The sequence below is a fragment of the Tritonibacter sp. SIMBA_163 genome, from assembly GCF_046535935.1.
In the GTDB taxonomy this organism is placed as follows: Bacteria; Pseudomonadota; Alphaproteobacteria; order Rhodobacterales; family Rhodobacteraceae; genus Epibacterium; species Epibacterium scottomollicae.
The window spans coordinates 69,599-86,743 of the sequence record NZ_JAWJBP010000008.1; the positions used below are offsets into that span (position 1 = coordinate 69,599).

The window sequence follows — 17,145 nt, forward strand, 5'->3', positions numbered from 1 at the left end:
TTACTCCTTGCCGATGGTGCGGCGCATGGCGGCGCGGATCTTGGCATCGTCAAACGCGGGCATGCGGGTTGCCACGTGTTGGTCGGGCCGGATCAGGTAGATGGCAGAGGCGCCCGTGCCCAGATAGCGATCACGCAGCGCGGTGGTTGTTGCATCATCGGTTGAGATCGAGAGCCTGGAGATCGTCACGCCCGCCTCTTCCAGCGTCTCTGGCGCCTCTGCGTTGATCGCCAGCAGGGTGAAGGTGTTGCCAAGCTGCGGCAGCAGGAAGCCGTCCTTGATCGGGGCATCCGGGCAGGGCGCGCCGGGGCGTGTGCGGGCTGGCCCGCCGGGCAGATGATCGTCGGAGTTGAGCGGCGAGCCATCATAGATCGAGGGCAGCGACAGGCGCCCGGAATTCACCAGCGGGCGCGCGAACCCGTGATGCTCCGACAGGTCCAGCACCGCGTCGCGGAAGATGCGCGACATCTCCGATTTCGGCGTGATGAAATCGGTGGAGCGCGAGGAGTTCAGGATGTTTTCTTCTGCCGCCGCAATCCGTTCCGCGTCGTAACTGTCCAGCAGGCTGTTGTCCGCCAGCCCCTCCAGCACCAGTTTCAATTTCCACATCAGATTGTCGGTGTCCTGCAGGCCGGAGTTCGCCCCGCGTGCGCCAAAGGGTGAGACCTGATGGGCGCTGTCGCCGGCAAAGATCACCCGGCCGTGACGGAACCTCTCCATGCGGCGGCATTGGAATGTGTAGATGGAGACCCACTCCAGTTCGAACTGCACATCCTCGCCCAGCATCGCTTCGAGCCGGGGGATGACATTCTCGGGCTTCTTCTCCTCCGCCTTGTCGATGTCCCAGCCGAGCTGCAGGTCGATGCGCCAGACCCCGTCGGGCTGTTTGTGCAGAAGTGCCGATTGCCCCTTGTTGAAGGGCGGGTCGAACCAGAACCAGCGTTCGGTCGGAAAATCAGCCTCCATGGTGACGTCGGCGATCAGGAAATTGTCCTCAAACACCCGGCCGACAAAATCGAGCCCCATTTGTGCGCGGATCGGCGAGCCGGCGCCGTCGCAGGCGATCAGCCATTCGGCCTCAAGCGTGTAGCCTCCATCCGGGGTGTCGATGGTGAGCGTGGCGTGGCTGCCGTGATCCGTCACACCCGCGACCCTGTTCTTGCCGCGGATCTCGATGGGCGCGCCGGCGGCCTGCAGGCTGCGCACACGGTCCACGAGGTAGTCCTCGATATAGTATTGCTGCAGGTTCACGAAGGCGGGGAACTGGTGACCGTCCTCGGGCAGCAGGTTGAAGTCATAGACCTTGCGATCCCCGAAGAAGACTTTGCCCATGTTCCATTCGACACCCTTGTCGGCCATGGCGTGCCCGACGCCAAGCCGATCCGCGATCTCCAATGTGCGTTTGGCAAAGCAGATGGCGCGGGAGCCGGAGCTGACCTTGTCGTTGTCATCCAAGACCAGAACCGGCACGCCGGACTGCGCAAGGTCGATGGCCGCGGCGAGGCCGACCGGCCCTGCGCCGACCACGACGACCCTGTGGCGTGCGGGCGGGGTCGCCGCCTGATCCGCATGGCGTGCATAGGGGTACAGCGGCACCTCAAAAATCTTGTTCATCCGGTTTCCTCCCTCCGGCAAACAGCTTCTGGTCCGACCCCGCGTTGCGGGGTCGGTGGCAAGGACGGACAACCGTCGTTGCATATAAGATAGGCTCTAAAGGGTGGTTTAGAGCCGAATTCAGGCCTGCAGGGCTTCCCACATCTCCAGATCGCGCTGTGCGGTCCAGATGCGGGGGGTGTCGATGCCGCGGGCCTCGTCATAGGCGCGGGCGACGTTGAAGGGCAGGCAATGTTCGTAAATCGCGTAGTCCTTGAACTTCGGATCACAGGCCTCACGCACCGCGTCCCAGGCCTCTTTCAGCGACCCGCCACGGGCTGCGACCTTTGCCGCCGGGCGATAGGTGCTGTCGACAAAGTCGCGGGTGTTCTCGATGGCAGCGTTGACCATCTCCTTGCCCACGAGGGCGTCGCCGCGACCGGGGGCGATGGCGTCCACATCATAGGATTTGATGTTGTCGAGCGTGTTGCCCCAATCGCCAAAATGCCCGTCACCGCAATAGCAGGCGGAGTGGTATTCGACGATGTCGCCGGTGAACATGACGTTTTGATCCGGCACATGGATCACCGCATCACCGGCGGTATGGGCGCGACCCAGATGCTTGATGTCGACGCGGCGATTGCCGAGGTAGACCGTCATGCTGTCGGAGAAAGTGGTGGTGGGCCAAGTGAGGCCTGGAATGCTCTCATGGCCCTCAAACAGGCGCGGGAAGCGCTGGAATTCGCTGTCCCAGTCTTCCTGTCCGCGTTCCACCACCATGGCGCGGGCGGTGTCGGACATGATGATGTTCTCGGCGCCAAAGGCCGAGGCCCCCAGTACGCGCACTGCGTGATAGTGGGTCAGCACCACATGAGAGATCGGCTTGTCTGTGACCGAGCGCACGCAGTCGATGACCTTGTTGGCAAGGCGCGGGGTCGCCTGCGCCTCGACGATCATGACGCTGTCGTCGCCAATGATGACGCCGGAGTTCGGGTCTCCTTCGGCGGTGAAGGCATAAAGGCCTTCGCCCACCTCGGTGAAGGAGATGTTCTTTTCGCTCATGTCGCCCTGGGATGCGAAGGCTTTGGCCATAGGGTCGTGTCCTTTTTGTCTGTTCCGCCGAAGGTCAGGTTGGGGTGCCTCCGGCGGAGGTATTTGAGAAAAGATGAAGATCCTAGCGTGCGTAAGGATCGCTGAGCGCGGGCAATACAGTGCCGGTGCAGTCGCCGAAACCGATGGTATAACCATCGCCCTTCGCCGCGCCCATCAGGGTCAGCGTATCGCCATCCTCGATGAAGCTGCGGCTCTCGCCCGTGGGCAGGGTCAACGGCTCCTTGCCGCCCCAGCTGAGCTCCAAGAGCGAGCCGCGTTGGTCCTTTTCAGGGCCTGAAATAGTGCCGGAGCCGAGGAGGTCGCCCGGGGTCATCGGGCAGCCGGAGGTGGTGTGATGCGCCAGTTGCTGCGCGGCGGAATAGTACATTTCCTTGTAGTTGGTGCGCGCGATGGTGGCGTCCTCGCCGCCTTCGGGGCGCAGGGTGACCTCCAGGTCGATGTCATACAGCATCGGGCCGCAATCTTTCAGATGGTCCAGAAGCTCTACCTCGCGGGCAGGCGTGTCGCAGCGGAACGGTTCGAGCGCCGCCTTGGTGACGATCCAGGGGCTGATGGAGGTGGCGGTCGCCTTGGCTTGGAACGGGCCCAGCGGCTGGTATTCCCAAGCCTGGATGTCGCGGGCCGACCAATCGTTCAGCAGCACATAGCCAAAGATGTTGTCATCGGCTTCCTGTACCGTGATCGGACCCTCGGAGGGGGTGCCGACAAGCGCGCCCATCTCCAGTTCGATGTCGAAGCGCGCACAGGGTGCCCAGCGAGGGGCTGCATCATTCGGCCCCTTCAGCTGCCCCCAGGGGCGGCGCACATCGGTGCCGGAGACCACGACCGACGAGGCGCGACCGTTATAACCGATCGGGATATGCAGCCAGTTCGGCGGCAACGCATTCTCGGCGCCGCGGAACATGGTGCCCACATTGGTGGCGTGGTGACGGCCAGCATAGAAATCGGTGTACTCCGACACGATCACCGGCATGTGCAGCTCTGCATCAGCCATGGGAACAAGGCAGGGCTCCACCTTCTTCTGCTCTTCGGCACCATCCTGCAGCAAAGCGATCAGGCGATTGCGCAGGGCGGTCCAGAGTGCCGGCCCTTCTTCCATGATCTCGTTCCAGAACGGCATCTCGAACATCGGTTCGTCACCCAGATCCACCAGCCCTGCAGCCTCGGCCGCTTGCAAATCAAGGATCATGTCGCCGATGGCCACACCGCAGCGCGGATCGGTGCCTGCGGTGGAAAACACGCCGTAAGGCAGGTTGTTGAGCGGGAAGGGGTGATCGGCGGAATTGGCCGAGGTGACCCAGGATTTTTTCAAAGGCATGCGCGTTCCTTGTGGCGGTGAGGGCTCTGTCGGCCCTGCTTCATCTTTTCACAAATATCTCGGGGGTGAATGCGGCCCGTCAGGGCCGCAGAGGGGGCAGCGCCCCGTCACTTCTTGCCCGGGGTGCCGTCGAATTTCTTCTCCAGCGAGGTCCAGCAGTCGATGTATTCATCCTGCAACGGTGCTTCCTTGGCGGCAAACTCCGTCAGATGCTGCGGGAAGCGGGTCTCGAACATGAAGGACATGGTGTTTTCCAACTTCTCCGGTCCGAGGTTGGAATTCGACGCGCCTTCAAACGCATCTTTGTCCGGCCCATGCGGCAGCATCATGTTGTGGAGGCTCACACCACCCGGCACAAACCCCTGTGGTTTGGCATCATACTGGCCGTAGATATTGCCCATCAGCTCCGACATGATGTTCTTGTGATACCACGGCGGGCGGAAGGTGTTCTCGGCCACCATCCAGCGTTCGCGGAACAGCACAAAGTCGATATTCGCGGTGCCCGGCTGGCCCGACGGCGCGGTCAGCACGGTAAAGATCGACGGGTCCGGATGGTCGAACAGGATGGCGCCGACCGGGCAGTAGGTGCGCAGATCGTATTTGTAAGGCGCATAGTTGCCGTGCCAGGCCACCACATCCAGCGGGCTCTGGTCGATCTGGGTCTCATGGAACTGGCCGCACCATTTCACAGTCAGGGTCGAGGGCACCTCACGGTCCTCATAGGCCGCCACCGGCGCCTTGAAGTCGCGCGGGTTGGCCATGCAGTTGGCACCGATCGGGCCACGGCCCGGCAGGTCGAACTTTTGGCCGTAGTTTTCGCAGACGAACCCGCGCGCCGGCCCCTCCAGCACCTCGACCCGATAGACCAGACCGCGCGGGATGATGGCGATCTCCTTGGGCTCCACATCGATGATACCGAGTTCGGTGGCAAAGCGCAGCCGGCCCTCTTGTGGCACCACCAGCAGCTCGGAATCGGCGGAGAAGAAATAGGCGTCCTGCATCGATTCGGTGACCAGATAGACATGGGTGGCCATGCCGACCTGAGTGTTCACATCCCCCGCCGTGGTCATGCTGCGCATGCCGGTGAGCCAGGTCAGCCCCTCGTCCGTATGCGGCACCGGATCCCAGCGGTATTGACCAAGCGAGATCACATCCTCGGGAATATGCGGCGCGCTCTTCCAGTAGGGCAGGTCGATCTTGCTGTAGCGGTGCGAATGCTTGACGCTGGGACGAATGCGGTAGCACCAGGTGCGCTCCGGGCGCTCGGCGGTAAAGGCGGTGCCGGAGAGCTGCTCGCCATAAAGACCATATTCGCATTTCTGCGGGCTGTTCATCCCTTGCGGCAGCGCGCCGGGCAGGGCCTCTGTTTCAAAATCATTGCCAAATCCGGGCATGTAGCCCTCTGTGGTGCCCTGGTTCGACGGGGCCTGAATCATCTGGTCCGGCAGTGCGTGACGGGTCATTGCGGCCAACCTCCTCTTGCATTTCTTTCTCGGTAATAGTTGGTTTTGTAACTAACAAGGGATGCGGAGTGCACGAATGGACGAAAATGATGATTTTGTAGTGCAGGATTTCTTGCCCTATCTGCTGAACCGGGCGGCGGAGGACTCCTCTCTGGCGTTTCAGACGCTTTACAAGGGGCGCTACGGGATGCTCCGGACGGAATGGCGGGTGCTGTTTCACCTTGGGATGTATCATCGCATGACGGCGCGCGACATCAGCACCCGCGCCAAGATCCACAAAACGAAGATCAGCCGCGCTGTGGCGAAGCTTTCGGCGCGGCGCTGGGTCATTCGCAATCGCGATGAAGCCGACCGTCGCTCGGAGCATTTGGAGCTGACACCTGCCGGACGCAGTGTCTACGAGGATCTGCGCGAACAGGCCAAGATCTATGACCGACGCCTCACGCAGGAGTTTTCCGCTGGTGACGTTGCACTATTGCGCCGTATGTTGCGACAGTTGGCCAGCATGGAGGTCTCGGTCGATCCAGATTGAGGGCGTGCGGTCAGGCATGAGGAGGGCGCGGAAATTCGGGCGGCGATTGAAGAACTGAAGACCTGGCTCACACGGCAGGGGCTGAAGGCCCGCAGTCGCGAAGAGATGCTGCGGAGTTTTTGCGAGCAATTGGTCAATCACGGGGTGCCTTTGCTTCGGATGCAGTTGGCGCAGCGCGCGTTGCACCCGGAATTCGGCGGCATCGGGTTCACCTGGACCCGCGCGGATGGAATGAACGCCGAGTATTTCGCCCGCACCGACCACACCGAGGCACCTGTCGAATGGTTGCAGAGCCCGTTCTTCGCGTTGATCGAGGGGGGAGAAGACGAAATATATGCCGATCTGACCGGGCCGGATGCGGCGCGTTTTCCCATCTTTGAGCGGTTGCGCGCCATGGGGGCGACGAGCTACTTCGCCCATTGGCAGCCCGTCGGTGAAGTCACCCATGCGGACTATGATGCCACCAGCCAAAAGGCCGAAGGGGTCGTCGGTTCATGGAGCTTTGACGGAGAGCCTGCGGCAGCGAAGGCCTATCACGCGCTGATCCGAGAGGTGTTTGAAACGCTCGCGCTGGTTTTGTCTGCCGCCAGCAACCGAGAGATGGGCCGGTCGCTCCTGCAGGTCTATCTGGGGCGCGACGCCGGGGCCCGGGTGCTCTCGGGAGAGATCGCACGCGGCTCTTCCGAGCGGATCGATGCGGTCATCTATCTATTTGATCTGCGTGGGTTTACCGAACTGTCCGAACGTTTGCCCGGCGAGGATCTGGTCGACCTCCTGAACGATTATTTCGGACATGTGGTGCAGGTCATCCAGGCCCATGGCGGCAATATTCTCAAGTTCATGGGCGATGGCGTCATGGCGATGTTCAATGTCGGCTCGCTGGGCGAGGATGCGCAGGCAGCGATGCGGGCCATACGAGAGCTGGGGCCGCGGATGGAGCGGGTCAATGCCGTGCGCGCCGCGCAGGGCCTGCCGTTGGCGGGGTATACCATGGCGCTGCATGCGGGCGAGATCCTCTACGGCAATATCGGCGCGCCCAATCGTCTGGATTTCACGGTGATTGGGCCGGCGGTGAACCTGACTGCGCGGATTGCCGACATGCATCGCACGGTGGAGCGGTCTATCATCCTGTCCGAGGACGTGCGCAAAGCCGCCGGAGCCGAGGGGGACTGTCTGGTGTCGGTGGGACGTTACATGTTGCGCGGGGTGGCAAGCCCGATCGAGCTGTTCACTCTCTACGACCCGGATGCAGGTGCGGTGATCGCGACCGACATCGAACCCCCGGAGGGGCGCAAAGCTTAGCTGGGGCCGCCTGCGCCGAGCGGTTTGCCCGGTGCATTCATTTGTGTGGAGCGGTCGTCGCGCTGAGAGCGTGGCGGGTCTCCCCGCCCCGTGCTGTTAGATGTCGATGTCGACGTCTGGCAGCTCCAGCGCCTTCATCATGTCGCGCAGCTCCTGCCGTGCGGCGATGTTTGAAATGTTGAGCTGCTTAACGCCCACATCCTTCAGATCCAGCAGGGTCAGGCCGCGCGGAAACAACTCGCGGAAGATCACCCGCTCGGAGAAGCCCGGTGCAACACGAAAGCCGATCCGCTTGGACAGCATCTTGATCGCGCGTTCCATCTTTTCCTTGTTGACCATGCGCTGGGTGCCGACACGGTTGCGGATCACGATCCAGTCGATCGGCGGCAGCCCGGCCTGAGCGCGCAGCTGTCGGGCGTTCCAGACCATCTCGGAATAGACCGACGGGCCTTTGATCTTCTCGCCATGCTCATCCGTGTGGGCGAGCAGATCGAAGTCCACAAAACTGTCGTTCAGGGGGGTGATCAGGGTGTCGGCGAGGGAGTGGGCCACTTGGCTCAAACGGGTGTGCGAGCCGGGGCAGTCGATCAGGATGAAGTCATACTCGGGCTCCAGCTCGGAGATCGCCTCCGAGAGCCGCAGGTCGTAGATGTTCTCGCCCGGTTGCACCGTGTCGGGGTTGATCTCTGGCAGCTCGTGCAGCGCCACCATTGGCAGATTGAGATCGGTGGCCGCGATAAACGCGAGGCGGTTTTCGAGGTACCGACCCAACGACCTCTGTCGCAGGTCGAGGTCCAGGCCCGCCACCTTGTACCCCATGCGGCCAAGCGTGGTCGCCACATGCATGGAGACGGTGGATTTCCCCGCGCCGCCCTTTTCGTTTCCGACGACAATGATATGCGCCATCTACCGGATCCCTTCAAAGCTGCGCCGCTTTTGCGCGGCACCTTTTGTCTTTGAGGTGACTATAGAGTCCAAGAGAATCAATGGAAAGCGGCCAAAACACCCTATTTAGAGCCTATTGTCGCAATGTGACGCTTCGTGGAAAATGCAGACAATGCGAACGGTCCCAAACGTAAAACGCCGCCCCGAAGGACGGCGTTTTCTGGAATATCCATGTGGATAAGTCCGTGGAGGGAATGGCTCAGAAGCCGAGACCTTCGTATTTCTTTTTGAACTTGGATACGCGGCCACCGGTGTCCATCAGGCGGGACGTGCCGCCGGTCCATGCGGGGTGCACGGAGGGGTCGATGTCCAGCGCCAGCTGGTCGCCTTCGTTGCCCCAGGTGGAGCGCATCTGGATGACGGTACCGTCGGTCAACTTGACGTTGATCGTGTGGTATTCGGGATGGGTGTCTTTTTTCATGATACCGCTCCTTACGCTTTCGCTTTGTAGTTTGCGTCTTCAGCGATACGGGCAGATTTGCCGCGACGCGAACGCAGATAGTACAGCTTGGCGCGACGCACGCGACCGCGGCGCACGACTTCGATGTACTCGATGTTGGTGGAGAACAGCGGGAATACACGTTCCACACCTTCGCCGAAGGAAATCTTACGAACGGTGAAAGACCCGGCAATGCCGTCGCCGTTCTTGCGGCTGATGCAAACGCCTTCGTAGGCCTGCACACGGGTGCGCGTGCCTTCAGTCACCTTATAGCCGACGCGGATGGTGTCACCGGCCTTGAAGTCGGGGATGGTTTTCCCCAGCGCAGCAACTTGCTCCGCTTCGAGTTGTGCGATCAGATCCATGATCGTCTCCTTTGCTGCTCGTGGTTATATCCACGAAGTTCGTATGATCCCCAGAGCTGCTGGTCTTCACCGGGTCCGCAGGGAGTGCCCCATACGCCCGCCAGAGATACGGTCTCGTTGCTTGTCGTCGCCGCTGCTGATTTGCGATACCGCCGAAGAAGACTGGCACAGGCAATACAAAGCGGGTCCGGACGACTCAAACAGAGCCCCGGACGCGCGGTTCTTAGGCCAGATCTCCCCTGTTTGCAAGCCTGATACGCGGCCTTCGGGCCTTTAGATCCGGTTTGCTATCGGCTTACGCAGACTGTGCCGAACCAAGGCGACAGCGGCACAGATCAGCAGTACGGTTGCCAATGTGATGAAGGTGCCGCGATAGCCCGTCGCCTGCACCAGAGGCAGAGTCAGCAAGGGCGACACGATCTGACCGAGAAAGACGGATGTGGTCATGACCCCGGCTGCGCGTCCGCGTCGGTTGGCGGGGGCGGATTTCAGAGCGATCTCGTTGAAGTTGGGGGAGACCGTGGCAAAGCCCAGACCCACCAGCGTCGCGCCAACGAAGATCACGCCGAGGTTCGGGGCCAGCGCAAGTGTGAGCATGCCGCTGCCCATCAATCCAAAGCCGATGGTGAACAGGCCGGTGTGCCCGTACCTCGGCTTGAGCGTGGCATAGCGTGTCGCCGCCAGCGCGCCTGCGAGGGTGAGCGCGCCCATGACGCCTCCTATGACTGCTGTATTTGTGACGCCGTGGCTGGCAACGAAAAATGGCACTTGGGTGGGCATCGTGAAGAAACAAATGACGGTCAGCATTTGCAGCGCTGCCATGGACCACAGACCCAGACCAAGGCGGTCTGGCGAGGGGGCTGTGTCGACAGTTGCCCCGGGTATAGCGGTTGGCTTTTCTGCGGGCTTGGGCTCTCGGATGGCGGTCCACAGGATGGGCAGGATCAGGAGCGCCAGCCCGTGAATGGCAAAGACATGCATCGGCGACAGGAGCGCCAGAAAACCGGCCAGGGTGATGGACACCAGCCCCCCGATGTTGCGCGCCGAAATCTGCAGGCCAAGGAGACGACTGCGGGCCTCATCCTGGAAATAGTCTCCGATCAGTGCGGTTTGTGCGGTCATGATCAGCGCCACGGCGACGCCGAGTGCAAGACGACTGGCCAGAATGGCTTCCAGACTGTCGAGCACCATGCCCAGGCTCCCGGCGATCGCAAACAGGATCACACCGCCCAGCAACAGAATGCGCTTGCCGACACGGTCGGCGAGCACGCCGGACCAGCCCGCGATCAGCACCACCGCCACGGATGGTGCAGGAACCAGAAACCGGGTCAGCAATGCGGCCTGCGGGTGATCGGCAAAACGGGCCTCCAGTCCCGGCAGGGCAGGGCTGATGGCGGCGTTCGCCATGGTGGTCAGGGTTGCCGCGAGCAGGAGCGCCACCGCTCGCTGGTCCCTGAATGGCGAAAATGAAGAGGACGATGACATGTTGTTTCCCTTGCCAATATTCGATTCGAGGCACAGAATGCGAATTCAAGTCAACTTGAGGTCAAGAATGAAGCTGCTCGATATCGGCGAAGTCTCTGAGCGCAGCGGGGTGAAACCGTCGGCGCTGCGTTATTACGAGGAGAAGGGTCTGATCCAGTCGCTGTCACGTCACGGATTGCGGCGACAGTATGGGCATGAGGTCCTGCAGCAGCTCTCGCTTGTTGCGCTGGGCAAACAGGGTGGCTTCACGCTGGACGAGATCGCGGCAATGTTCGGCTCCGGCGGAAAACCGGATCTGCCACGTGACGATTTGCAGGCCCGTGCCGACGCGATGCGACGACAAGCCCGCCAGATGGAAGCTCTGGCGCAGATGATGCTGCATGTGGCGGAATGCCCGGCGCCAAACCATCTGGACTGTGACCGTTTTCAACAGTTGCTCCGCGTGGCGGTCCGGGCGCAGCAACGGGGCGGTTCAAAGCACAGATAGCCCGATAGGGTAGGGCGACGCCGCGCGCGGATGGGCGATGCGGCGTCTGGCGGTATCAGCTCAGGTCTTCGACCCTGGCGTCCGGTGCATTGGATTGCACCGAAGCGATGCCATTGTCGCGTCCAGACGCGCTGGCGTAGCTTTGCGAGGTGCCGATCACCTGACCGTTCGTGGCCTTGAGGTTGAACATATGTTTCCCCGCCGCGGTCTCTTTCCGCTCATAGCGCGCGTCGTCTCCGGCGTTCTTTTTGACGGACTCAATACCGTTCTCTGCACTGGACTTTTGTTTGTAGCCCTCGCTGGCCAGAATGTTCTCGCCATTGCCAGCCTTGAGGCGGAACCGGTACTCCCCGGCATTGTCGGTGTAGAGTTCGAATTTTCCAGCCATCAGCAGTGTCTCCTTGTTGTTCCGTACACTTACTGATCGACTAAAGCATGTCGTGGGAAAACCGGCAACGGTCCGAGTGGTGCTGATCCAACCCGTCGCCCAGCATGGAACGGGCAGTATTTACACTGGGCAAACAGCCGCCAGACGGCACGGTGAGGGTGCCGAACTTCGATTGACGGCGGGGCGGGGGGACGCCACTATAAGAGCACCCTTCTGGAGGCGGTTTGATGAATATAAGATATTGTTCTGCATTGATTTTCGCGACACTGGTTGCGGCCGGTTGCGATGTCACAGGGCCGAATTCAAGCGAGATGGCAGCAAAGCGCGCACAGAATGATGCGCTCTGGTCGCAGCGCCAGACGGTAACAGACAGCGGCAAGGCTTATGCTTTTAGTGCGGATACCACGCGCGAGATTGCCCTAATTGCACCTGCTGCGGGCGGATTTTCCTATACGGCGTCGGATCTGGAGCGGATCTCGACTGCGCAAACCGGGTGTCAGGCGCTGTTCCAAGGCGGGTTTCTCGACCTCCTGGATGGTTACACGCCGGGAACCAATCTGCGTGGAACACAAGAAGGTATGGAGAACTTCAGGCGCTGGCAGATCAATCTCGACTGCTGAGCGTTTCCTCAGTCGTCAGACGCGCGCGCTTGATGTGCCGCCCAGAGGTCGGGGCGGCGCTCTTGGGTAATCGTCTCGCTCATCTGCTGGCGCCAGTCGGCGATCTTGCCATGGTGGCCCGACATCAGAACCTCCGGGATCTGATTTCCCCTCCACTCGGCCGGGCGGGTGTATTGCGGATGCTCCAGCAGACCGGAAGAGAAGCTCTCCTCCTCCGTTGAGGCGTGATTGCCCAAAACGCCCGGGATCAACCGCACGGTCGCATCAATCAGCGCCTGCGCGGCCAATTCGCCTCCGGTCATCACGAAGTCCCCCAGTGAGACCTCCATGATGCCGTAGTGTTCCAGCACCCGTTCATCCACACCTTCGAAGCGACCACACAGCAGCGTCAGGCCATCGCAGCGAGCGAAGGTCTGCATCATCTTCTGATCCATGCGACGCCCGCGTGGCGAGAGATAGATCAGCGGCCAGTTGCCACCCTTGGGCGCAGTGGTGCCGGCCATGGCATGGTCTATGGCCTCTCCCAGAACGTCAGCACGCAAGACCATTCCAGCGCCGCCGCCTGCTGGCGTATCATCGACGTTCTTGTGCTTGCCGATACCGAAGGGACGCAGATCCACAGTCTCCAGCTGCCATAGGCCCTGTTGCAGGGCCTTGCCGGTCAGGCTCTCTCCCAATACGCCCGGAAAGGCCTCGGGGAACAATGTCAGGATCTTTGCTTTCCACACACCTGCCAGGTCCGGCGTGTCGCTCATCAGCTCACGCGGCTTCAGGGTGGCGCCAATAGAGAGGCGCCCGTGGGATTTGGACGGCGTTTGGGTCATGCAGGCGTGCATGCCGCCGATCAGAAGGGTTTGCAATAGTGTTTTTACGCCTACTATGGCCTGAAACCCAGACGTCGGAGGCCGAATGCCCCAAACCTCGCCCGTCCTGTTGCAGGGCCTGAGCCTCGATGCGCTGGCGCACGATCTGGGGCTGGCGCCCGCGCGTGTGCAGTGGCGGCAGATCAAATCGGTCAAGACGGAGCGCGAGGATCGTCAGGTGCTTCTGCTGGAGCATGACGATGACGCGAAGCTGGTGGTGAAGCAGGAGCCGGGCCTGTCCGCGCGCCGTTTCGACAGCTTGCTCGAAAGCTACGGCACGCTGGGCCGGGCGCTGGGTGATGACGGGGCGTTTCGTATGGTGCCTGTGATCCTGGCACGGCCTGAGGACAGGCTGGTCGTGCTGGCGCATGTGCCCGGCCTCACTGCGCATGCGCGGTTGGAGGCGGCCGAAATCGGGCTGGATCAGCGTGCGGAGGTGATCGAGAGCTGCGCAGCCTGGCTTGGTCAGCTGCATCGGGCCAGCAGCGTCGGAGTGACCGCGTTTGAGGGAGGTGATGTGTTGCACCGGGTGCGAAAGTTTGCCCGTGACGTGCGCGAGGGTGTTCGCCCCGTGGCCTATCCCAAGAGGTTTCTCGGGCTTTGCGCCTTCATGCATAAGGCCGTGCGGGGGGCCGAGGGGACGCCCACGCAACAGGCGCTGCGCCATGGAGATGCCCATTCACGCAACTTCATATTCGGGGCAGAGGCGCTGTTTGCCGTCGACCCGACGCCGCGCGGCGCGGGGCCGGTTGCGTTGGACATTGCACGCTACATGACACGTCTGGCGTATTCCTTTGGCGTAGCGGAAGAGGGCGCGGGGCATGCCGGACTGGCGCGGGCGGACTGGCAGGCGCTGGCGACCGGATATGAGCACCCTTGGGAAGATGATCCGGTGCTGACCGTCTTCCTTGGGCTACAGCTCTTGAATGACTGGGTTCAGATGCCAGACGCGCGGGAGCAGCGCACCTCGTCACAACAGCATCGGCTGTCGCGTCTGGTGATGATGTTTCAGCTGCTGCGCGAACAGTGTGACTGACCTCAGAACAGACCCTCTGGCGGGTCGGCGATAATGCGTCCCTTGTCGAGGTCGACCGTGGGCACCGCTGCCATGGTAAAGGGCAGCAGCACCGTTGCCGATTGCCCCGGCGCCTGAATTTCCAGCAGGTCGGCCGCGCCGTGGTTCTGAACGGATTTCACGCGCCCCAACAGGGTTCCACCGGTGTCATAGACCTCCAGACCCATGAGGTCGGCGTGGTAGAATTCATCATCGGGCAGAGAGGGCAGGCGGTCGCGCGGCGCAAAAAGTTGAACGCCTTTGAGTGCGTCTGCCTCTTCCTTGGTGTCGACGCCCACGATGCGCACGGCAAAACCGTTCTTTACCGTGCGGGCGATGGCCAGCGCATAGCTTGTCTTGCCATCCCCGCTGAGCAGGGGGGAGTAGTCCTCGATTTCTGCGGGGTCGGCGCAAAAGCTCTTCAGTCGCACTTCGCCGCGCACCCCGAAGGAGCCGGAAAGCGCGCCCACACAGATCAGATCGTCATTTGCGTCTGTCATGTCACATCCGGCAGATCATGCCGGTCCCCGTTTCAGTTCGTGTCCAGTCGCCGCCCGTGGCGGCGCAGCGCTCGCGGGCGCCGCTACGTTCATAAAGGACCCCGGCGCCAAAGGCGACAAGGGTGAAGATCAGCATGCGGATCAGCCCCATGGGTGGCTACCGCATCTCGACCGGCAGCGCGGCAAAACGCTGTTCCCAGCCTTCCTGCTCCAGTTCCGGCGTGTCCGACAGATGTTCCGGATGGCCGATGCAGAAATAGCCGATCAGGCGCCATCCTGCAGGCACAGTCAGGTCGCGGGTCATCTGTTCTGGGTCGAGCACCGACACCCAGCCCAGACCCAGCCCTTCGGCGCGCAGGGCAAGCCAGAACAGGGTGATCGCGGTCACCACAGAGTAGCGGCGCATTTCCGGCATGGTGCGGGCACCAAGCCCGTGGCCCTTGTCGGTTTCGTCATCACAGTAAAAGGCGATCTGCACCGGCGCCTCGCGCATGCCCGAAAGCTTCAGGCGCGCATAGCTGGCGGCACGATCATCGCTATAATCCGCCAAGGCCTCTGCATTGGCAGCTTCGAAATTCTTCAGAGCTGCCGCGCGGGCGGCCTCGCTCTCGACGCGGATAATGCGCCAGGGTTCACTGAGGCCGACAGAGGGCGCCAGTGAAACGGCAGAGAGGCAGCGCGTCAGCACTGCCTCATCCACCGGATCGGTGCGAAAGCGCCGCACGTCGCGGCGCAGCTTCATCAACAGATCGAGCTCGGCGCGGAACGCCTGCGGGAAACATCCCATCGCATCCTGCGCCGAACCCGTCATGTGATTATTCCGCGTCTGCGGGAGCTTCGGCCGCTTCAGCAGCTTTGGCGGCTTTCTCTTCAGCGCGATCCTGGGCTTTCTTGCCCGGGGTGCCCTTGTTGGGGTTGTTGCGGGTTGCTTTGTCGCGAACGCCGGCAGCTTCCAGCATGCGGGCCACACGGTCGGTGGGCTGTGCGCCCTTGTCGAGCCATGCCTGGATTTTTTCGATGTCCATTTTCACGCGCTCTTCGCTGTCTTTCGGCAGCAGCGGGTTGTAGGTGCCCAGCTTCTCGATGAAGCGGCCGTCGCGCGGCATGCGGCTGTCGGAGGCCACGATGCGATAGAAGGGGCGCTTTTTAGAACCGCCGCGGGCGAGACGAATTTTCATAGCCATGGTGTCATTCTCCTTTGATGGCGTTGAACGAGGTGTCCTGAGATCAGGTCGACCCCCGCTTATTCCTTGTGCTTCTTGTGGTGGCGGATGACCTCATCGATGATGAAGTTCAAGAACGCCTTGGCAAATTCAGGGTCCAGATCGGCCTCTTTCGCCAATTCTTCGAGCCGAGCGATCTGCGTGGCTTCACGCGTGGGATCGGACGGGGGAAGGTCGTGTGTCGCCTTGAGCTGGCCCACCGCCTGGGTGTGCTTGAACCGCTCTCCCAGGGTGTAGACAAGGATCGCGTCAAGGCGGTCGATGCTCTCGCGGTGCCCTTTCAGGAGGGCGGCTGCACGGGCAATGGGATCGGTCGTTGTGTCAGTCAATGGCCCATCCTTTTGGTGTGAACAGCGGGTCGGCGTAATGGCCGATTTCCATCTCGATACCATGCGTCAGCTGGCTGTCGCACAGCGCCGCGGGCGAGGGGTGACGGTAGACTGCATCATTGCCGTCGATGGTCTGCGCGTCGTGATCCTTTTGGGCCCCGAGCCGCTCCGCAAGGCGGATCGAATCGAGGTTCTTGGGGTCGATATAGCTGACCGCGCCGTCCCAGCCGCCTTGGGTATAGAGATACTGCCGCGCTGCATGGGTCGCTTCCAGCGCATAGCCCTTGCCAGCCTTTTCCGGCCAGATGATCCAGGCGATCTCGGGTTCGGGCCAACCCGCGGGTTGCCAGCCTCCGGCCATGCCATAGGTCTCGTCCGTGTCCTTGTCGTGGATCATCCACATGCCAAAGCCGCGGATCTGCCAGTGACCGATCTCGGCGGCATAGAGCATCCAGGCCTCGTAGGTGTTGAGCGGCCCGCCCATGAAACGTGCGCGATACGACGTGAATGTCGCCTTGAAGTTCGGATAGTCCTCCGCCTCCGGGCCGCGCAGGACCAGGCGTTTGGTTTCGATCACCGGAATGGATGCGGCGTTCATGCGTAGGCCTCCAGTCCGGGGCCGGAGCTGTCCGGCGTGTGGCGATAGACCAGATCCGCCGGATCATAGCTCTGCGCATCGGGGTCAAGCACCGCGCCCATGCGGTCCGCCAGCGCGATGGACCGGCGGTTCTTCTGGTCGATGTAGCTCACCAGCGTCGGCACTTCGAGGATCTCAAACGCAAAATCCCGCATGGCGGAGGCGGCCTCGAAGGCAAAGCCCGCGCCCTCGAACCCTTCGAATGCGATCCAGCCCAGTTCCAGTTCCGGGAAATGCGGTGGTTGGCTGATGCAGATCTGACCGGCCAGCTCGCCGTCCTTGGTTTCGATCGCAAGGCCACCCCAGCCGTAGACCTCCCAGGAGCCGACCTCGGCCATCAGTCCTGTCCAGAGCTGCGAGCGGCTGTCCGGCGCGTCCATATACTTCGACCGGTCACTCTGGAAAAAGCTCCAGAATTTATCCAGATCCCCAGCCTCATGCGGGCGCAGGATCAGGCGGTCGGTTTCTATGATGGGGGCGGCGGTCATC

General features: G+C 61.8%; 22 protein-coding genes. 5 read left to right on the top strand and 17 right to left on the bottom strand.

The window, feature by feature from the left end; genetic code table 11:
• From R0J92_RS13385 to hmgA, 4 genes are all read right to left on the bottom strand, one after another.
• Positions 1-1,614: an FAD-dependent oxidoreductase gene (locus R0J92_RS13385; protein WP_411052024.1), complete on the bottom strand. Its 1,614-nt coding sequence runs from the start codon at positions 1,612-1,614 to the stop codon at positions 1-3.
• A 120-nt stretch (positions 1,615-1,734) separates the two neighbouring features.
• Positions 1,735-2,685, bottom strand: a complete 951-nt coding sequence (locus tag R0J92_RS13390) for an MBL fold metallo-hydrolase (RefSeq protein WP_106164210.1) — start codon at positions 2,683-2,685, stop codon at positions 1,735-1,737.
• An 82-nt stretch (positions 2,686-2,767) separates the two neighbouring features.
• Positions 2,768-4,024: a fumarylacetoacetase gene (fahA, locus tag R0J92_RS13395; protein ID WP_411052025.1), complete on the bottom strand. Its 1,257-nt coding sequence runs from the start codon at positions 4,022-4,024 to the stop codon at positions 2,768-2,770.
• Between the two features lie 107 nt (positions 4,025-4,131).
• Positions 4,132-5,487 (bottom strand): homogentisate 1,2-dioxygenase, encoded by a 1,356-nt coding sequence (hmgA, locus tag R0J92_RS13400; protein ID WP_317385210.1) that lies wholly within the window; start codon positions 5,485-5,487, stop codon positions 4,132-4,134.
• Positions 5,488-5,563: 76 nt separating this feature from the next.
• Between hmgA and R0J92_RS13405 the strand changes: the two genes are divergently transcribed.
• Positions 5,564-6,019 carry a MarR family winged helix-turn-helix transcriptional regulator gene (locus R0J92_RS13405; RefSeq protein WP_411052026.1) on the top strand — a complete coding sequence of 152 codons (456 nt, stop codon included), beginning with the start codon at positions 5,564-5,566 and terminating at the stop codon, positions 6,017-6,019.
• A gap of 159 nt (positions 6,020-6,178) precedes the next feature.
• Positions 6,179-7,321: an adenylate/guanylate cyclase domain-containing protein gene (locus R0J92_RS13410; RefSeq protein ID WP_411052027.1), complete on the top strand. Its 1,143-nt coding sequence runs from the start codon at positions 6,179-6,181 to the stop codon at positions 7,319-7,321.
• A 96-nt stretch (positions 7,322-7,417) separates the two neighbouring features.
• Here R0J92_RS13410 and R0J92_RS13415 read toward each other — a convergent pair whose 3' ends face one another.
• The 4 genes from R0J92_RS13415 to R0J92_RS13430 form a co-directional block, all read right to left on the bottom strand.
• The gene (locus tag R0J92_RS13415; protein ID WP_106164214.1) at positions 7,418-8,227 is read right to left on the bottom strand and encodes a division plane positioning ATPase MipZ; all 810 of its coding nucleotides are present in this window, start codon (positions 8,225-8,227) and stop codon (positions 7,418-7,420) included.
• Positions 8,228-8,465: 238 nt separating this feature from the next.
• The gene (gene rpmE, locus R0J92_RS13420; protein ID WP_106164215.1) at positions 8,466-8,687 is read right to left on the bottom strand and encodes a 50S ribosomal protein L31; all 222 of its coding nucleotides are present in this window, start codon (positions 8,685-8,687) and stop codon (positions 8,466-8,468) included.
• A gap of 11 nt (positions 8,688-8,698) precedes the next feature.
• Positions 8,699-9,070: a 50S ribosomal protein L19 gene (rplS, locus tag R0J92_RS13425; protein ID WP_106164216.1), complete on the bottom strand. Its 372-nt coding sequence runs from the start codon at positions 9,068-9,070 to the stop codon at positions 8,699-8,701.
• Between the two features lie 273 nt (positions 9,071-9,343).
• Positions 9,344-10,510 carry an MFS transporter gene (locus R0J92_RS13430; protein WP_411052028.1) on the bottom strand — a complete coding sequence of 389 codons (1,167 nt, stop codon included), beginning with the start codon at positions 10,508-10,510 and terminating at the stop codon, positions 9,344-9,346.
• Positions 10,511-10,622: 112 nt separating this feature from the next.
• Here R0J92_RS13430 and R0J92_RS13435 point away from each other — a divergent pair, with 112 nt between their 5' ends.
• On the top strand, positions 10,623-11,042 hold the full coding sequence (locus R0J92_RS13435) for a helix-turn-helix domain-containing protein (protein WP_106164218.1): 420 nt from the start codon (positions 10,623-10,625) through the stop codon (positions 11,040-11,042).
• A 55-nt stretch (positions 11,043-11,097) separates the two neighbouring features.
• Here the strand turns inward: R0J92_RS13435 and R0J92_RS13440 are convergent, their stop codons facing one another.
• A complete protein-coding gene (locus R0J92_RS13440; RefSeq protein ID WP_106164219.1) occupies positions 11,098-11,430 on the bottom strand; it encodes a YegP family protein in 333 nt (110 codons plus the stop codon).
• Between the two features lie 251 nt (positions 11,431-11,681).
• Here R0J92_RS13440 and R0J92_RS13445 point away from each other — a divergent pair, with 251 nt between their 5' ends.
• A complete protein-coding gene (locus R0J92_RS13445; RefSeq protein ID WP_411052029.1) occupies positions 11,682-12,050 on the top strand; it encodes a hypothetical protein in 369 nt (122 codons plus the stop codon).
• 8 nt (positions 12,051-12,058) lie between these two features.
• Here R0J92_RS13445 and trmD read toward each other — a convergent pair whose 3' ends face one another.
• Positions 12,059-12,874, bottom strand: a complete 816-nt coding sequence (gene trmD / locus R0J92_RS13450; protein WP_411052030.1) for a tRNA (guanosine(37)-N1)-methyltransferase TrmD — start codon at positions 12,872-12,874, stop codon at positions 12,059-12,061.
• 85 nt (positions 12,875-12,959) lie between these two features.
• On the opposite strand from trmD, the gene R0J92_RS13455 reads away from it, so the two are divergent.
• Positions 12,960-13,949 carry a phosphotransferase gene (locus R0J92_RS13455; RefSeq protein ID WP_411052031.1) on the top strand — a complete coding sequence of 330 codons (990 nt, stop codon included), beginning with the start codon at positions 12,960-12,962 and terminating at the stop codon, positions 13,947-13,949.
• A 2-nt stretch (positions 13,950-13,951) separates the two neighbouring features.
• On the opposite strand, the gene rimM is transcribed toward R0J92_RS13455, so the two are convergent.
• From rimM to R0J92_RS13490, 7 genes are read right to left on the bottom strand one after another with little or no spacing between them, the layout of a single operon-like run.
• A complete protein-coding gene (rimM, locus tag R0J92_RS13460; protein WP_411052032.1) occupies positions 13,952-14,467 on the bottom strand; it encodes a ribosome maturation factor RimM in 516 nt (171 codons plus the stop codon).
• 1 nt (position 14,468) lies between these two features.
• Positions 14,469-14,618, bottom strand: coding sequence for a hypothetical protein (locus R0J92_RS13465; protein WP_411052033.1), 150 nt, complete (start codon positions 14,616-14,618; stop codon positions 14,469-14,471).
• Positions 14,619-14,624: 6 nt separating this feature from the next.
• Positions 14,625-15,278 carry a 5,6-dimethylbenzimidazole synthase gene (gene bluB, locus R0J92_RS13470; protein ID WP_411052034.1) on the bottom strand — a complete coding sequence of 218 codons (654 nt, stop codon included), beginning with the start codon at positions 15,276-15,278 and terminating at the stop codon, positions 14,625-14,627.
• A gap of 4 nt (positions 15,279-15,282) precedes the next feature.
• Positions 15,283-15,651 (bottom strand): 30S ribosomal protein S16, encoded by a 369-nt coding sequence (gene rpsP, locus R0J92_RS13475; RefSeq protein WP_106164224.1) that lies wholly within the window; start codon positions 15,649-15,651, stop codon positions 15,283-15,285.
• A gap of 59 nt (positions 15,652-15,710) precedes the next feature.
• Positions 15,711-16,019 carry a chorismate mutase gene (locus R0J92_RS13480; protein WP_411052035.1) on the bottom strand — a complete coding sequence of 103 codons (309 nt, stop codon included), beginning with the start codon at positions 16,017-16,019 and terminating at the stop codon, positions 15,711-15,713.
• The gene (locus tag R0J92_RS13485) at positions 16,012-16,617 is read right to left on the bottom strand and encodes a GNAT family N-acetyltransferase (protein ID WP_106164226.1); all 606 of its coding nucleotides are present in this window, start codon (positions 16,615-16,617) and stop codon (positions 16,012-16,014) included. Before R0J92_RS13485 ends, R0J92_RS13480 begins: the two co-directional genes overlap by 8 nt.
• Positions 16,614-17,144 carry a GNAT family N-acetyltransferase gene (locus tag R0J92_RS13490; protein ID WP_106164227.1) on the bottom strand — a complete coding sequence of 177 codons (531 nt, stop codon included), beginning with the start codon at positions 17,142-17,144 and terminating at the stop codon, positions 16,614-16,616. The genes R0J92_RS13485 and R0J92_RS13490 overlap by 4 nt, the downstream gene beginning before the upstream one ends.
• Position 17,145 lies beyond the last annotated feature (1 nt).

Excerpts from the sequence above, each read along its gene's own strand:
- R0J92_RS13435 (WP_106164218.1), top strand. The coding sequence starts at position 10,623 with ATGAAGCTGCTCGATATCGGCGAAGTCTCTGAGCGCAGCGGGGTGAAA.
- bluB (WP_411052034.1), bottom strand. The coding sequence starts at position 15,278 with ATGACGGGTTCGGCGCAGGATGCGATGGGATGTTTCCCGCAGGCGTTC.
- R0J92_RS13410 (WP_411052027.1), top strand. The coding sequence starts at position 6,179 with ATGCAGTTGGCGCAGCGCGCGTTGCACCCGGAATTCGGCGGCATCGGG.
- rimM (WP_411052032.1), bottom strand. The coding sequence starts at position 14,467 with ATGACAGACGCAAATGACGATCTGATCTGTGTGGGCGCGCTTTCCGGC.
- trmD (WP_411052030.1), bottom strand. The coding sequence starts at position 12,874 with ATGACCCAAACGCCGTCCAAATCCCACGGGCGCCTCTCTATTGGCGCC.
- R0J92_RS13415 (WP_106164214.1), bottom strand. The coding sequence starts at position 8,227 with ATGGCGCATATCATTGTCGTCGGAAACGAAAAGGGCGGCGCGGGGAAA.
- R0J92_RS13465 (WP_411052033.1), bottom strand. The coding sequence starts at position 14,618 with ATGGGGCTGATCCGCATGCTGATCTTCACCCTTGTCGCCTTTGGCGCC.
- rpmE (WP_106164215.1), bottom strand. The coding sequence starts at position 8,687 with ATGAAAAAAGACACCCATCCCGAATACCACACGATCAACGTCAAGTTG.
- R0J92_RS13490 (WP_106164227.1), bottom strand. The coding sequence starts at position 17,144 with ATGACCGCCGCCCCCATCATAGAAACCGACCGCCTGATCCTGCGCCCG.
- R0J92_RS13440 (WP_106164219.1), bottom strand. The coding sequence starts at position 11,430 with ATGGCTGGAAAATTCGAACTCTACACCGACAATGCCGGGGAGTACCGG.
- rplS (WP_106164216.1), bottom strand. The coding sequence starts at position 9,070 with ATGGATCTGATCGCACAACTCGAAGCGGAGCAAGTTGCTGCGCTGGGG.
- hmgA (WP_317385210.1), bottom strand. The coding sequence starts at position 5,487 with ATGACCCGTCACGCACTGCCGGACCAGATGATTCAGGCCCCGTCGAAC.
- R0J92_RS13405 (WP_411052026.1), top strand. The coding sequence starts at position 5,564 with ATGGACGAAAATGATGATTTTGTAGTGCAGGATTTCTTGCCCTATCTG.
- R0J92_RS13455 (WP_411052031.1), top strand. The coding sequence starts at position 12,960 with ATGCCCCAAACCTCGCCCGTCCTGTTGCAGGGCCTGAGCCTCGATGCG.
- R0J92_RS13485 (WP_106164226.1), bottom strand. The coding sequence starts at position 16,617 with ATGAACGCCGCATCCATTCCGGTGATCGAAACCAAACGCCTGGTCCTG.
- R0J92_RS13390 (WP_106164210.1), bottom strand. The coding sequence starts at position 2,685 with ATGGCCAAAGCCTTCGCATCCCAGGGCGACATGAGCGAAAAGAACATC.
- rpsP (WP_106164224.1), bottom strand. The coding sequence starts at position 15,651 with ATGGCTATGAAAATTCGTCTCGCCCGCGGCGGTTCTAAAAAGCGCCCC.
- R0J92_RS13385 (WP_411052024.1), bottom strand. The coding sequence starts at position 1,614 with ATGAACAAGATTTTTGAGGTGCCGCTGTACCCCTATGCACGCCATGCG.
- fahA (WP_411052025.1), bottom strand. The coding sequence starts at position 4,024 with ATGCCTTTGAAAAAATCCTGGGTCACCTCGGCCAATTCCGCCGATCAC.